This window comes from Wolbachia endosymbiont (group A) of Ancistrocerus nigricornis (assembly GCF_947250785.1).
Taxonomy (GTDB): Bacteria; Pseudomonadota; Alphaproteobacteria; order Rickettsiales; family Anaplasmataceae; genus Wolbachia; species Wolbachia pipientis.
Map to the genome: position 1 here is coordinate 743,397 of NZ_OX366348.1, position 14,528 is coordinate 757,924.

The 14,528-nt window shown below is 34.8% G+C and carries 12 protein-coding genes and 2 pseudogenes; 5 read left to right on the forward strand and 9 right to left on the reverse strand.

Annotated elements, in window-relative coordinates:
* Nucleotides 1-4 precede the first annotated feature (4 nt).
* Both argB and dut read left to right on the forward strand, forming a co-directional pair.
* A complete protein-coding gene (argB, locus tag OOK90_RS03730) occupies nt 5-916 on the forward strand; it encodes an acetylglutamate kinase (RefSeq protein WP_209473400.1) in 912 nt (303 codons plus the stop codon).
* A 414-nt stretch (nt 917-1,330) separates the two neighbouring features.
* Complete coding sequence (gene dut / locus OOK90_RS03735; protein WP_006279458.1) at nt 1,331-1,792, forward strand: dUTP diphosphatase; 462 nt, start codon at nt 1,331-1,333, stop codon at nt 1,790-1,792.
* Between the two features lie 84 nt (nt 1,793-1,876).
* Here the strand turns inward: dut and OOK90_RS03740 are convergent.
* A pseudogene (locus OOK90_RS03740) lies at nt 1,877-3,223 on the reverse strand (IS110 family RNA-guided transposase).
* Between the two features lie 328 nt (nt 3,224-3,551).
* Here OOK90_RS03740 and OOK90_RS03745 point away from each other — a divergent pair.
* Nucleotides 3,552-4,136, forward strand: a complete 585-nt coding sequence (locus OOK90_RS03745) for a hypothetical protein (RefSeq protein WP_264705745.1) — start codon at nt 3,552-3,554, stop codon at nt 4,134-4,136.
* A gap of 121 nt (nt 4,137-4,257) precedes the next feature.
* Here the strand turns inward: OOK90_RS03745 and OOK90_RS03750 are convergent, their stop codons facing one another.
* The 5 genes from OOK90_RS03750 to yidC form a co-directional block, all read right to left on the reverse strand.
* Nucleotides 4,258-4,425 (reverse strand): hypothetical protein, encoded by a 168-nt coding sequence (locus tag OOK90_RS03750; protein WP_167471207.1) that lies wholly within the window; start codon nt 4,423-4,425, stop codon nt 4,258-4,260.
* 32 nt (nt 4,426-4,457) lie between these two features.
* Entirely contained in the window at nt 4,458-5,414 is a 957-nt protein-coding gene (locus OOK90_RS03755) for an IS5 family transposase (RefSeq protein WP_264329805.1), read from the reverse strand.
* Between the two features lie 172 nt (nt 5,415-5,586).
* Nucleotides 5,587-6,069 (reverse strand): transcription antitermination factor NusB, encoded by a 483-nt coding sequence (nusB, locus tag OOK90_RS03760; protein ID WP_264705746.1) that lies wholly within the window; start codon nt 6,067-6,069, stop codon nt 5,587-5,589.
* Nucleotides 6,069-6,497 (reverse strand): 6,7-dimethyl-8-ribityllumazine synthase, encoded by a 429-nt coding sequence (locus OOK90_RS03765; RefSeq protein ID WP_006279647.1) that lies wholly within the window; start codon nt 6,495-6,497, stop codon nt 6,069-6,071. Before OOK90_RS03765 ends, nusB begins: the two co-directional genes overlap by 1 nt.
* Nucleotides 6,475-8,184, reverse strand: a complete 1,710-nt coding sequence (gene yidC, locus OOK90_RS03770; RefSeq protein ID WP_264705747.1) for a membrane protein insertase YidC — start codon at nt 8,182-8,184, stop codon at nt 6,475-6,477. The genes OOK90_RS03765 and yidC overlap by 23 nt, the downstream gene beginning before the upstream one ends.
* Nucleotides 8,185-8,318: 134 nt before the next feature.
* On the opposite strand from yidC, the gene OOK90_RS03775 reads away from it, so the two are divergent.
* Nucleotides 8,319-8,834 carry a TIGR02281 family clan AA aspartic protease gene (locus OOK90_RS03775; protein WP_006279648.1) on the forward strand — a complete coding sequence of 172 codons (516 nt, stop codon included), beginning with the start codon at nt 8,319-8,321 and terminating at the stop codon, nt 8,832-8,834.
* A gap of 6 nt (nt 8,835-8,840) precedes the next feature.
* On the opposite strand, the gene secF is transcribed toward OOK90_RS03775, so the two are convergent.
* The 3 genes and pseudogenes from secF to OOK90_RS03795 all read right to left on the reverse strand — a co-directional run bounded on the left by secF (nt 8,841) and on the right by OOK90_RS03795 (nt 14,405).
* Nucleotides 8,841-9,716: a protein translocase subunit SecF gene (secF, locus tag OOK90_RS03780; protein WP_010082185.1), complete on the reverse strand. Its 876-nt coding sequence runs from the start codon at nt 9,714-9,716 to the stop codon at nt 8,841-8,843.
* A 181-nt stretch (nt 9,717-9,897) separates the two neighbouring features.
* A pseudogene (locus OOK90_RS06560) lies at nt 9,898-12,125 on the reverse strand (hypothetical protein).
* 174 nt (nt 12,126-12,299) lie between these two features.
* On the reverse strand, nt 12,300-14,405 hold the full coding sequence (locus OOK90_RS03795) for a cytochrome c-type biogenesis CcmF C-terminal domain-containing protein (protein WP_458693998.1): 2,106 nt from the start codon (nt 14,403-14,405) through the stop codon (nt 12,300-12,302).
* Between OOK90_RS03795 and OOK90_RS03800 the strand changes: the two genes are divergently transcribed.
* Entirely contained in the window at nt 14,326-14,514 is a 189-nt protein-coding gene (locus OOK90_RS03800) for a hypothetical protein (protein ID WP_022626229.1), read from the forward strand. The two genes, OOK90_RS03795 and OOK90_RS03800, sit on opposite strands and share 80 nt — an antisense overlap.
* Nucleotides 14,515-14,528 lie beyond the last annotated feature (14 nt).

Here is a 14,528-nt window from a genome sequence, read left to right on the forward strand (position 1 = left end):
AAAAATGAAGAGTAGTGAATTTTTAAAGGGTGAGGTATCATTTGAACAAAAAGCAGAAATATTACTTGAAGTGCTATCTAACATACCTAGCTTTGTAGGCGAGACTTTTGTCATTAAATGCGGTGGTACAATAATCTTAGATGAAACACTATTTAATACTTTTGTGCATAATGTTGTCTTGTTGAAGCAGCTTGGTATAAATCCGGTAATAATTCATGACGGAGAATATGAAATTAACTCAGTGTTAAAAATGCTGGATATGAACAGTAAGTTTGTGAATGGTATCAGACTTACAGACAAAGACACTATGAAAATCATTGAAATGGCACTGTGTGGTTCAGTTAATAAAAAAATTGTTCAGTATATAAATTCTGCTGGTGGTTCAGCTATTGGATTATGTGGAAAAGATGGTAACTTAATTAAAGCCGAAAAAATAACCGCTACGCTTAGAGAAGATAGATCAAATAATATCGAAAAGATATTAGACATGGGGTTCATCGGTAGACCCACTGAAATCAATCCTGATATATTATTTTTTATTGAAGAATCAGATTTTATACCAGTTATTGCACCAATTGGTCATGGAAAAGATGGGGAAACATATCATATTGATGCCGATAGCACTGCAAGCGCAATCGCAATCGCAGTTTCTGCATCTAAAATGATAATCTTGAGTGACACAGATGAAGAAATAGATAAAATTGGTGGCAGGAAGATATCTGTTAAAAATTTAAATGCATCGATTGATTGTGGGAAAATTAAAGGGGAAAAATTTATTGAAAGGCTTATGGCATACGTTAAAATGGCGGAGGAATGTGCTGGAGTTGTTCACATAGTTGATGGTAGAATACCTAACATTATGCTTGATTTATTTACTGAGAGTAATTCAAGCATATCGATTGTGAGTGATTTATAGCTATACTGCTTGCAACTACACGAATACCAAGAGGGTGTCATTCAAGTAGCTGACACTGGAATGACAACAATCTACGTCATACCGCGATTCATTCGCGGTATCTCTAGATCCCGCTAACAAGTAGCGGGATGACGGTTGTCAGGGTGTCATCCCAGCGCCCTTATGATGTCATCCCAGTGCCCAGACACTGGGATCCAGAAGACTTAATTTCAACCAAGTGGCTGCATAATAAGGACTAGATTCCAGACTGGAATGACATCATAGAGGCACTGGGATGACAAAAAAAGGAGCACTGAACTTGTCAAGGAATTTTATGGCCTAGCGTCACGCGCTGGAATGACATCATTTACATTTATCACTTTTGCAGATACAATTTACATGCTATAATTGAGTCTTCATAGATGGTAAATTGGAGTGCAAAGAAGTAAAATTAAAGTAGAAATAAAAAGATTATCACACGGAGAAGACTTGTCTCTTCCATGTTATGCAACTACGCAGAGTGCTGGCATGGATCTTTATGCTGCATTGAATGATTCTGCTGTTTTAAATCCACTTGAAAGATTACTTGTTCCAACTGGAATTGTGATTGCAATACCAAACGGTTTTGAGGGGCAAATCCGCCCACGTTCTGGTCTTGCTGCAAAACATGGAATCACTGTCTTAAATTCTCCGGGCACTATAGACTCTGATTATCGAGGTGAAGTTAAAATTTGTCTAATTAATCTAAGTAATCAGCCATACGAAATAAAAAGAGGAGATAGAATCGCACAAATCCTTATTTCTCCTGTATCTCAGGTAATTTGGGATGACAGAGAAGAATTCTGCGCAGAAGAAACCGGTCGCAATGCAGGGGGCTTTGGCTCAAGCGGCAGGTAGCTTACGAAAAAGCTTGACTATGACAGTTTTTTTATTTAAGCATATTAATATTTGAGGTCGTTTATGCTAACTTCTAAGAAACTCCTAAGAACCTTCTTCATCTATCGGCTCCTCTTTCATTAGTATATAACCAAATTCCTTTGCTTTTTTAGTCAAATTTTTGACTACTCTCTCTTTGTAGAGTGTTTCATAATAGTTCATTCCTTTTTCTACATATTCTTGTCCATATTTTAGCATATTATAAAAAATACATGCTAATTTCCTTGCTGTAGCAGTGATCGCTTTTGGTATCCCTAGTCGCTTCTTTAACCTCCTGCAGTATGCACCAAGTGCAGTGTTGCTTCTTGATACACAATGAGCAGCAAGTAGCAAGGCAGTTGCAGCACGATTAACAACTTTACGAGTTCTTGTTCCAATAATTTTCCCTCCTGTAATTTTATTAGCAGGACTTAATCCGAGTCAGGAAGAAAAATGCTTTTCTGTCCTCCATTTATTGTGATTTATACCTGTTTCTGAAATGATAGCCTGTATACTTAATACATCAAGTCCTGGAACTCTAGTAAAATCCATCCCCGTTATTCGATATAAATCTTCATCTACGGCAAAATCTGGACTATTCTTCTGTTTTCTCTTTCGTGTCTTATTCAATGCCCTGTTCTCATTCGACTTTGTTTCAAATGTTTTATAGTAATTTTCTATACTTTTATCACATCCCGTTATTTGCTCTTGAAAAAAAGTATATGCTGCATATTCTTGTTTTAGCACAAACAAGTGTTCCTCTCTATAATCACCAGCTAACGCTTTTGCTATAGTAGACTGATCATTTTTTATTCGTGCATCCCTGAATTTAGCCAATTTCTCAGGATCTCTTTCGCCTTCAATTATAGCTTCAATGATTTTCATACCAGTTATCCCAGTAATATGACTAATAACCTTGTGTAATTGAATATTCATTTGAATTAGCGCTTTTTGCATACGTTGAGTATGTTTAGCTGCATTTTCAATTAGATTAGCACGTTGTCTAACGTAACTACGCAGTACACACATTTGATTATCCGGTCTAAATGATCCTTGAAGCAGTCCATAGCTGTGCAATTGTTGCAGCCATTGACAATCTTGAACATCAGACTTTCTACCAGGCACATTTTTGACATGTCGCGCATTTACTAATTTTACTTCAAATTTATGTGATTCTAATATTTGAAATAAGGGAATCCAATATACTCCAGTTGACTCCATGGCTACAGTTCTAACCTGACACTTTTTTAACCACTTTGCTAAGTTGTGTAGATCTACTGTAAAGCACCCAAATTTTTGGATACGTTGTTCATCTCTTCCTTCAGGTACACATACATAATGTACAGTCGAGCCAATATCAATCCCTGCTGCATCAAGGTTTATTGTTTTTAATTTACTTTTTGCTTCTGCCATATAAAATCCCTCCTATATTATTATGATAAGAAGCACTTCAGCTTGGGACGGTTAGGTTATACAATCTTCTAAACGAGGTAGCCCAAAAAGAACTCCATCAATGGTTTTACCATTTCCCCCAAAACCATGCTTTCAAACGGGCATTTATAGCACCATTGATTGTTTCGGTTATAGCTGCAGAAGCGCTTCTTCATAACACTATACCCAAAGAACATAAAGTAAAGAGGGAGTTTCTTTTTGGTTTTACAGATTTTATCTGTTCTGGGCTTTCAAAAATCACTGTGGTCAATTCCACAAAACAAATACTGCACTTGTTGCACTTACTTCTTTGTATGTCATAGGCGCAGCAGTAGCACTTTCAGCACCATATTGGGTGTCTTCAACTTGCACGCTTGCTCCACTTGCAGCTTTTGCAGCTACACCACTTGGAATCGGTATATTAGCAATTGTTGCTGTTGCACTGGTTAGTTCAGCAATGTACGCTATCAGCAAAAACAATGAAATATCTGAGTTGAGAGCTCCGAAGATTGTTGTTAATAACGATAGAAAAAACGGTAAAGAAACAGCATTGCTAGTAACAAAAGACACATTTAAGGAAATGGCAAGGAATAACCAAGTTAAAGATGAAGAAGGTAAGGTAGAAAAGGGTAAACATTATATAGCCTTCAGCTTAGAAGGCAAGAACTACCGTACTATTGTTGATATTAATCAGCTTACCAATACGCTAGGCAATACTTTACTCTTCGAGATAGGTTCACTAAAAGAGAAAAACGATGAAGGTAAGTTCGAGGCAGTAAATGAAACAAAGTGGAATAAAACATTAGGTTTAGACAAAGATGGTGCTAAAGGGGTTAACACTTATTTAGGCTCACTTATTGTTGAACAAGTTGCTTCTCAACAACAGACAGTATAGCCAAGTGAAATAAAAGAGGTAGATTAAGTCTGCCTCTTTGTTTTTTTTGATTTTTAGTGTTACGCGCATAACTGCATGGATGTTGCGATTCTCAAGGCAACGTATCTGTTTAGATGCATGGCTAATGCTGAAACAAAAATTCCAGTGTTCCCTTTCTTGTCATCCCAGTGCTTGACACATAACTGTACAAACATTCATTTTTGAAGGTAAATTGCACAACAGATAATGTCATTCCAGTGCTCCCTTTCTTGTCATCCAAGTAGCTGACACTGGGATGGCTTTGTTGCATCACACTTTATGAGATGGTGATTTATGGTAAATTCATGTAACTATCTCAAATTTAGCCATACCAATATCAGTGAATTTATTAAGCAAATAGCATTTGATTAGCAGTTCTTTTTCTCGATTTATCTCAGATTTATTCCTAAAACTAAATCCGAATATTTGCTTTAATCTTGAGAAAAACCCTTCAATATAAGATCTTTTCCCATAATTTACTTCTTTTTTCCATTCTTTCATGCCATCTTCACCGTATAATTTTATTAACCTAATAGCAGCATTCCTGTCAGACATATAATCTATTTCTGGATGTTCTGCCGCATTGTTTATTGGTGGAATTTTTGTCTTTATATCATATTCGTTACACAACTTATAAAACTTGTGCCTATCACATGCCCTATCTGCATATAGTACTTTTATGACATACTGAAAATCGACTTCTTTTAGCAAATCACAAGCTCCATAGTGATCAGAGTAGACACCGTTACTGTATTTTACAGCTATGGCTTTTTTGCTGTTTGTATTCAACATTACATGCAATTTTCTTGTCTGTTCATAGCTGCGATACTTTCTATCTTCGCTATTTTCTTTGCTATGACCAGGAGTGTTGTTGTATATACTAATTCCTGTACTGTCTATAGCAATTTCGATATCTTCCATATTATTTTTATCAATTCTGCAATCATTGATCTTAATATTGAGTTTCTTAAACCTTCTTGATGATTGTGAATAGCTGATAACTTGCAAATTTTTCCCAATTTGCTCAAGGTATCCTGCTATAAACCCAACTGTTTGCCTCAGGCCTATTCTAAATAAACAAGTTATTATGTGCACCAAAATTACAACTTTATCGCTATAAATATTGTTGCCACCTGGTATTTTTGGACCATTCTCGTACCACTTTTCTATGGCTTCGTTGATATAATGAAAAATATTTCCTCTTTTTTCTAGAAATTTGTTATATTCGCTATGGTTACTGACCCTCATTTTTTGTGGCATATTTTTTCTTTCAAGGTTAAATGGCTATTTTATAATGAATTTTGTCAGTAGCCACCAGATTTTTTCAGTTGCTATGCAACAAAGCCATCCCAGTGTCAAGCACTGGGATCTGGTAGACAATGTTCATACAGCAGCTACTCGGATGACACCTTGTGCTTGCTGGCTATAATTGCTAAGGATTTTTATTTAATTTAACTGCATCTTTTGCCTTATCCAATAACCCATTAATAAAACCAATTTCGCTTGGTTTATCAAGTAAATCAGATGCAATGTTAGTATATTCATTAATGACAACTGGAACTGGCGTATCACAATTAGCTAACTCACATATTGCAACACGCAAAATAGATAAGCTTATAAGATTTAACCGTGAAAGGGACCAACTTGGGTGTAAATAAGACTCTATTATTTTATCATATTCTTCACTGCTTTTTATAACCTTATATAACAAGTTTTCTAAGAACTGATGTTCAAATTCTTCACATTCAAATATATCTTTCAACTTATTTATGTAGTCCTTAAGCTCACAATTTTCCAGTTTAAAAGCGCTTTTGTTGTAACCTACGAAAATATTTGAATAAGCAATTTGTACAGCAAGAAATCTTGCCGTGCTTCTTTTTATGCGCCACTTTTTATCTACTGGTTTTTCCTCCATTATTTTAATTTATTGTGTAAATCTATCATACGCAAAACAGTTGAGGCTGCATGGCCACCAACGTTCTTTTTGTTTTTATCAGCTCTAACTAGTGCTTTATCTTTGCTGTCAGCGGTAATTACACCCATACCAAGGGGTATTGCATAATGCATAACAACCTCATTTAAGCCTTCAATTACTCCTTTACAAACATATTGATAATGATCGGTTTCACCGCGAATTACGCACCCAAGAGCTAAATAACCATCATAATTAGTATGCCCACTCTTGACTGCAAAAAGAATTGTAGCTGGTATCTCAAATGTACCAGGAACCTCAACTACATCGTAACTGGCATTACTGCCTTTTAATTTATCAATTGCACCTTCAAGCAAAAGGTTCGCTATTTCAGTATAATAAATCGAATTAACTATTAGTATTCTCGACATTTACTACCACTTTTTTTGTTAAAAACAACTTTATTAATGACTGTTGAATTAGAGTTATAATATTACTAAATATCCAATATATTACCAGGCCGGCAGGAAAAGAAGAAAAAATAAAGACAGAAATGTAAGGTAAAAACTTCATAACATTTACTTGAATATCATCTTTACTGGTTTGATCTTTCTCACTTAGCTTCTGCTGAATTATCATGGTGGCACCGAAAATTATAGGTAAAATGGCTATAGAAATAGGAAAGTTATAATTAAACAACCCAAATAATGTAAAGATGTTCGTTGGGTCAGGAGCTGAAAGATCCTTAATCCATAAAAAAAAAGGAGCATGCCTCATCTCTATAGTAACAAATAATACTTTATATAGAGCAAAAAATACCGGTATTTGTATTAGCATGGGAAAAATGCTCGACATTGGATTTACGTTGTTTCTCTTAAACAATGCAATTGTCTCTTTATGCTGCTTTAAGCTGTCATTTTTATACAACTCTTTTATACGAGTTAATTCAGGCTGCAGGCTTTTTACCTTAAACATCGAAATATATGATCTATTAAATAAGGAAAGCATCAAAAGTTTGATTACTAAAGTCAGCAATAATATTGCTAAGCCAAAATTTTTTAAAACGAAGTTAAAATATTCAAGCAGTAAAAACACTGGTTTAGTTATAAAGTAAAGAACACCAAAATCTACAGCTTTATCAAACAGGGGTATATTGAGAGTGTCCTTATAAGAATCCAGTAAATTCAACTTTTTTGCTCCAGCAAAAAAATAATTCACATTAGAAACGCTTGCACCAGGAAGTATGCTCTTGTAAGGTTTGACAAAATCTACTTGGAATTTATCAGTATTATTAACGTTTGTGTGTTTAATGCTTACATTTATTTTATCAGATTTTTCAGGTATGATGGCTGTGAGCCAGTATTTATCAGCAAAACCAAACCAATTTTTTTCACTCGTGCTTGCTTTTATTAAATGTTTTTTGGAAATATCCTTATATGTCCACTCCTCTAGTTTATTATCAAATGCACCCAGTACTCCTTCATGGGATATCCAATAAGATTCGTTGATATTGTCACGTTTACGGTTAATTTTACCATAAGGAACCAAAACTACATTATCCTTTGTATTATTTTCAACAACTTGCTCAACTTTAAACATGTAATTATCGTCGAGGTTAATTTTCATTCTAAATAAAATGCCATTCTCATTGTCCCAAGATAAATTGACCTCTTTTTGATTAAGTTTATCTGCTCGCCAGACTGCTTTAGAATCTGGAACTTTAATCTTGTTACTCGGATCGAGCCACCCAAATTCTGCAAAATATACATCTTTTGATTCTGCAGGTGACAGTAACACCACTTGTGGAGAAGAAGAACTCGGTTCTAAGTGGTAATTAGTTAAAATTAAGTCATCAAACCTTGCACCTTTCAGAGAAATTGATCCTTTAATCATGTTATTGGTTAAACTAACCCTCTGTTCTCGAGTAGAATTAATAATTTCAGAACGATTTTGGTATATTATAGGAGCAAGGTCGTTAAAAGATTCGATATGTTCAATATTTTCAATCAATGGCTGGTTTTGGTTTGTACTAAAAAAATTATCATAAATAATACGCCAAGACACCATGATTAACATGGAAAGGATAGCTGCCAAAATTAAACTTTTTGCTTCTGACATGAAATTAAATCAAACATATCTTCTTAAAGTGTATACTAAATATTGTACTAAAACAATGAAATTTACTTATTTTTAATAATAACTTTTAACGCTGATCTTTAAAATTTATTTTAATAGCTTCAAATTTTAACAATATGAACGCGGTGAAAAATCTAGTTATTTGGTTGCTAATAATAGCCACTACTGCAATGCTTATTGATTCACAAAGGGACAAACTAAGCGACAGATTTCTCAGTACTTTTTTACCATATAAAGGAAGAATTCAAAATAGCGGTCAGAATAGTGGAAGTATTGAATTTACGAAGTCATATGATGGACACTTTTATATTCAGGCTCAAGTCAATGATCGCAATATAACGTTTTTGCTTGATACTGGAGCAACCGATATTGTTCTATCACAAAAAGACGCATTACATGTTGGTATTAACTTACAAAATGTTCAGGATTTTAAAATATATGAAACTGCGAAAGGTCAAATAAAAGCTGGAGTGGTTCAAATACCTCAAGTTAAAATAGGAAATTTTTTGATTAATGATGTACAGGCAAGCGTTAACACTCATTCTATGTCTCATTCACTACTTGGAATGAGCTTTTTAAGGTATTTTCATTTCACTATAAGAGATAATAAGTTGATATTATACCGCGACTAAACACTTCTACAATCTACTTATCAAAGCTCTGTAGGTCAATATAGGAGCAGAAATAAATATTGCAGAACAAGTGCCAATCAAAATACCAAAAAAAATGATCAAGCTGAAGTCTCTCACTGCATCTGTGCAGATTAATACCAAAGGAAGAGCAGCAAGAAGGGTTGTACCAGAAGTTAATATAGTGCGAAATAATGTAGCGTTGATACTTGCATCTACTACCTCACTCATCCGCCCACTTTTACCACTCCTGCGATACTCTCGAATCCGATCATATATAATTACTGAGTTATTGATTGAATAACCAATGACAGTAAGGAGAGCTGCAACTGATGAAATATTAAACTCAATGCCAGTTAGGCTAATAAAACCAACAGTTAAAATCACGTCATGAATCAGTGCTGTTATTCCACTGAATCCACATTGCCAATTAAATCTAAACCAAACGTAAAAAAATATTCCAACAATCGCGATCAACATGGATAACATTCCTTCAAATATTTGTGTTGAGCTTATTTGTGGGCCAACATAGTCTATTTTACGATAGCTTATTGAGCTCCCCAGCTTTTCTTCTAGTATGCTTTTTATCTTTTTGATTTTATCTTCATCTCCTTCATCTTTAAAACGCATGACTAAATTATCACCCGCTTTTGAACTCTGCACTGTAAAACCATTTTCTTTTAATGCATCGAGAATAGAGTGATTCTCATCTGAAGATTTTATCTCTATCAAAATTCCGCCTGCAAAGTCTATGCCTAAGTTCACTCCACGCAGCACAACAGTGAATATTGAAAAGATGATAAGAATAATGCTAATTAATGCAGTCAAATCCCTATATTTACTAAACTTGATATCGAGGTTGTCTGGAATGAGTCTAAGTGCCATGCTATTTACTTAAACTTGAATTTTATATACTTTTCAAAAAATTCACTAGTTTATTCTGTGATTGTTTGATTATGTCAATTTTTCCATCAGTTAATTCTTGTCTGTCAATTAAGTTCTATCTAGCTTGCATACTACCATTTTGAAGTACATTACAAAAGCGAAATACTGCCAATTTGGCCCATCATTTTATCTCTGCAAGCTTATCCCCCCTTGCTATGTTAGCAACGCAACCTAAGCTAGGTTCCTTCATAGCAGTGTTAGGTACACTGCCATATCTTTCAAAACTTTCATGCTCTATAGCTTCCTCAACACTTTTTCCTCCTAAAAGACAGTTTTCCCCTAAACTTTTTCCCCTATTTTTTAACTCATTAAGCCTTGCTCTGTTTTCCCCATCAATCTCCACTTTTATTTTATTGCTGCCTTTCTCACTAGGACTTAGATAAATACTTATCTCTCCTACCTCAGTAGTAAAAGACATTTCAATACCACCTTTTGAGACATCCATGTAATTTCTTTTTCCCCCTATTTCTTCTACATTTTCAACTCTTACTATACTTTCTCCAATTTTGAGTATGCCAACTCTTAAATTTAAGTCTTTGGCTTTTTCATTGTTTAGGATTTCTGCAACTTCAACAATACTATCTTGCGAGTACTCTATACAAAAATATCTATTATCCTTGTCTACTCCTAATACATTTTGAGTCTGCTTGCTTTTGTTTACAATACTTTCATATGCTAAACCTTTTAGCTTGCTTTCAATTTCCTTACATTTCTCAGAAAGACCATCATCAAATCCATTACAAGTAACTATCTGCTCAAACTCATTCCCATCGAAAAAATTATGGCGTTTTACTTTCCCACCTTCTAACAATAAATTACTAACAATGCTTTTGATAATGTCCTCTTCGGACACTTCATTTTTTTTGTTACAGTTTTGATCTTCACTTTCTTTATTACAGTTTTGATCTTCACTTTCTTTGTTACAGTTTTGACCTTTACTTTCTTTGTTACAGTTTTTATCTTTACTTTGATAGGGAAAGTTATCAAATACAAAAGTGTTACTTCTGTTACTTATATGACTACCACTAGTAAGATCTTTTATTTCTTCAAATACTGTATTTGTTACAGTTTTGTTACAACAACTACATTTTAAATTTAACATTACTTCTTTTTCTAAGTATTTAGCTACTATGCACTTAATACTTTCTGGAGTATTTTTATATCTTTTTGTTCATTTTGTTCTGTTATACCTCTCACCTCCCCACAGCATTTATCAATCAGATCCTGTTTACTTTGAGTTAACGACATTTTTAGTTTCATAAAAAGTGAGTCTTTTAGAAAAGGATTATCATCTTCTAGGTCCCGATCATTTTCTGAATCCAAATCATCTGTTAACTCCATTGAATCAAGATTACCTGAACTATAGTACGAACCCTTTTTTGAGTCCAAACTATCTTCTGAGTTCCCATCACTATCTGACCAATTGTCAACTTTCGGAAATTCTGAGCTTTTCTGTTCACCTTCAAAAGTCTGATTACTACCACCAGCGCCCTTTGTCAAATTTTCTTTATTTTCACAAGAACCACCTAAAGAATAGCCTTGACCCTCTTCTTGATCTGAAGCACTTAATTTACTATAAGTTGCTTGACTATAACCATTGAAGTTATAACCTAAACCATTACTACCATGCTGTAAAGGATCGCTTTCAAAAGTTTGTGGATTATCACTTTCACCTAACAAACCACCATTTGTTGGATTACATACATTTTCTGTATATTTTTGATTATTTTGTGCTTCTATTTTCCTCTTCTTGTACAACGGTTCAAACTGATCAATTTCAATCGATCGTACTCGTTTCCTTGAAGGAAAGTCCTCTGGAATCTGATCCTCATCGTCAGAATTGTGACCTGAATCACAAATTACATGATCATTGCAGGTAGAATTATGCTCTTGACTAATCAAGGAAAGCTGAATTAGATTGCTAAAAACAATATTATCTAGCTGTACTGAATCAGTACTTTCAAAAATTTGTGGATTATTACTCACGTCTGGCAAATCACCTGATAAACCAGTCTGATGATTATTTTCACCTACCCAACCATCAGTTGGTGTTGGAATGCATATTCCTGTATATCTTTGGCTATCAAGAGAATCATTAGTTAATTGTACTGCTGTATAAGTTGTCCGGTCATCCTCATCATCGGAACTAATACCTGAATCATGGCCATCACCTTCTTCAATCTTTTGAGTTTCTATATCGTGTTCATTTATTTCGCTCGACGAATCATAGTTGGAAGGGTTATACTGTTGATTAGGACGTTTAAAAATTTGACGCCAATCGCTGTAAGGCTCCTTAAAATCGAAAGGAGTGCGTATAACTTTTTCCTTGCCTGATACCCCACCATTCATATTGTATAACCATTACTCACTAATCCCTTAGTGAATATCGTAATATATAGGTCTGTCAATAAAAAAATATAACTTTCTTTGGTTCTAACCTTTGCAAATCAGTATCTATAGCTCGGTAATTTCTCATACGTTGCACCCTGGACCTAGGAGCGTTGTTAATAAAATCCACGACAGCTAGACAATCCTTGCTCGTCCACTAAAAGGAAAAGCAGCAAGGAGCGAACCAAAAGCGATAAGAAAGGATCCAAGCCAGATTATAGACATTCCAGGTTTATAGTGCACTTTGGCTGCGATTTTGCTCTTACTCTTATCAATCTCTCCAATTACAACATAAATATCAGAAAGCAAATTGTGGTAGATACTGCTTTCAACATTTTTCTGACCTTCCGCAAGGTAAAATCTATATTCAGGAGTTACTTCACCTAATATCTTATTATTCAGCAAATTCCTGATATCCATTGTACCCCTCACTGCATGGAAATTTTTTTCTTTTATTAGCTCAATATTGCGTAAAGTAACTTTAAATTTATTGACTGTTATGCTATCCCCTATTTTTAAGTAATTTTCTTTTTTCTCCTGCCAACCAACTGAATAAGCTATACCAAGCACTAGAATTGCCACTCCAGCATGAGCAAGCATCATTGCATAGTAGGACTTAGAAACTCTTCTTGCTAATAAAATTGATTCACCAAATGCTACCTTAAATAAACGAATTCTTTTACTGTATGCTTCTAAAACAAAGATTAATAATGCTATGGAGATAGTAATTGATAGCACAATTATTAGCTCCATGTGAAAGATAAACGGCAAAATAGCTGCAGCACTGCAGAATGAAAATCTATATTCACGGAATATTGGCAATAGACTATTTCCCTGCCAACTGCAGTATTGCCCGATCATGGTGAGCACTAGAATAGCTAGTGCAATAGAGTTAAATAAAGAATTGTAATATGGTGCTCCAACTGAAATTAATTCACCGGTTAAATACTCAAGCACTGTAGGGTATAAAGTGCCAACGAACACGATGAAAAAGGCAGTGATGAATAATAAATTGTTCATCAGTATCATCGTAAAGCGTGAAAAGAATCTTCTACCCTCTGTCACTTGAGTAGCAAGTTTCTTTCTGGATTCCAGTGTCAAGCATTGGAATGACATCGCAGGCGTGTGATTTTTTCTCGTAAATACTACAAATATTACTAAGCTACTGACTGTAATTACACCAAGTAGAGCTAATATATATAGTCCATATCTTGGGTCATCTGCAAACGTGTGCACTGAGGTAAGTATTCCTGAGCGGACTAGAAATGTTCCAGTCACACTCAATATAAAAGTTGTAAGCGTAAGTAAAATAGCAAAGTTCCTTAAAACATTGAAATTCCGTACCACGAGCAACAAATGTGTCAGCGCTACTGCAATTAGCCACGGCATCAAAGAAACGTTTTCCACTGGATCCCAAAACCAAAATCCACCCCACCCAAGTTCGCGATATGCCCACCAGCTACCCAAGCTGATGCCCAAAGTGAGCAGCGACCAAGAAATAAGTACCCAAGGCCTGACAATTTTAGCCCAAACATTTCCTTCAGTATTTAAAATTAATCCAGCTATAGAGAGCGAAAAAGGAACGCTAAATCCAAGGTACCCCAAATATAATATCGGTGGATGAATAGCAAGGCCTATATCCTGCAATATCGGATTAAAACCCAATCCATCTGTTTCAATGCCTGGGATTTTAGTGAAGGGGCTGGATTCAATTAAAGTGAACAGCAAAAAACAAAAGCAAATCAGCCCATGAGTGATAAGAGATATTTTTTTTAATTTACTACCATTAGTTCGTTCTGGTGTCATTCCAGTGCTTGACACTGGAATCCAGTTTTTATTACACTGCCATTTGATGTACTCATTTGCAATTAAATTGTCTGGATCCCAGTGTCTGGGCACTGGGATGACAGAAGAAGAGACTGGGATGACAGAGGGGGAAACTGGGATGACAGAAGGTATATAAATATCCATTAGTAATAAATACATGACAAGCACTAAGGTCCAAAGCAACATGGACCCTTCTTTGTTTCCCCAAACACCACAAATCTTGTAGATCAAAGGTTTTGTTGTGTGTGAGTGGTAGTATACGTTTTCAAGTGAAAAATCATTTGTAATGTGGCAGTAGATCAAAATAGCCATTGACGCTGATACACAAAAAAATATGGCAGTGGTAATAAACCGACAAGAACTAAGCGGTAAAAACAAATATGTCAAAGACAATAAGCAGGCTAGCAATAGCAATATATTCCCAAGTTCAGGCATAAAAAATTATAGTTTTTATATAAACAATATTACTGATGACAAGTTAGAAGTTAAAGTGTTAATTGATGCTAGCATAATGCTCCCGTAGTTAGCTGTGCTAGT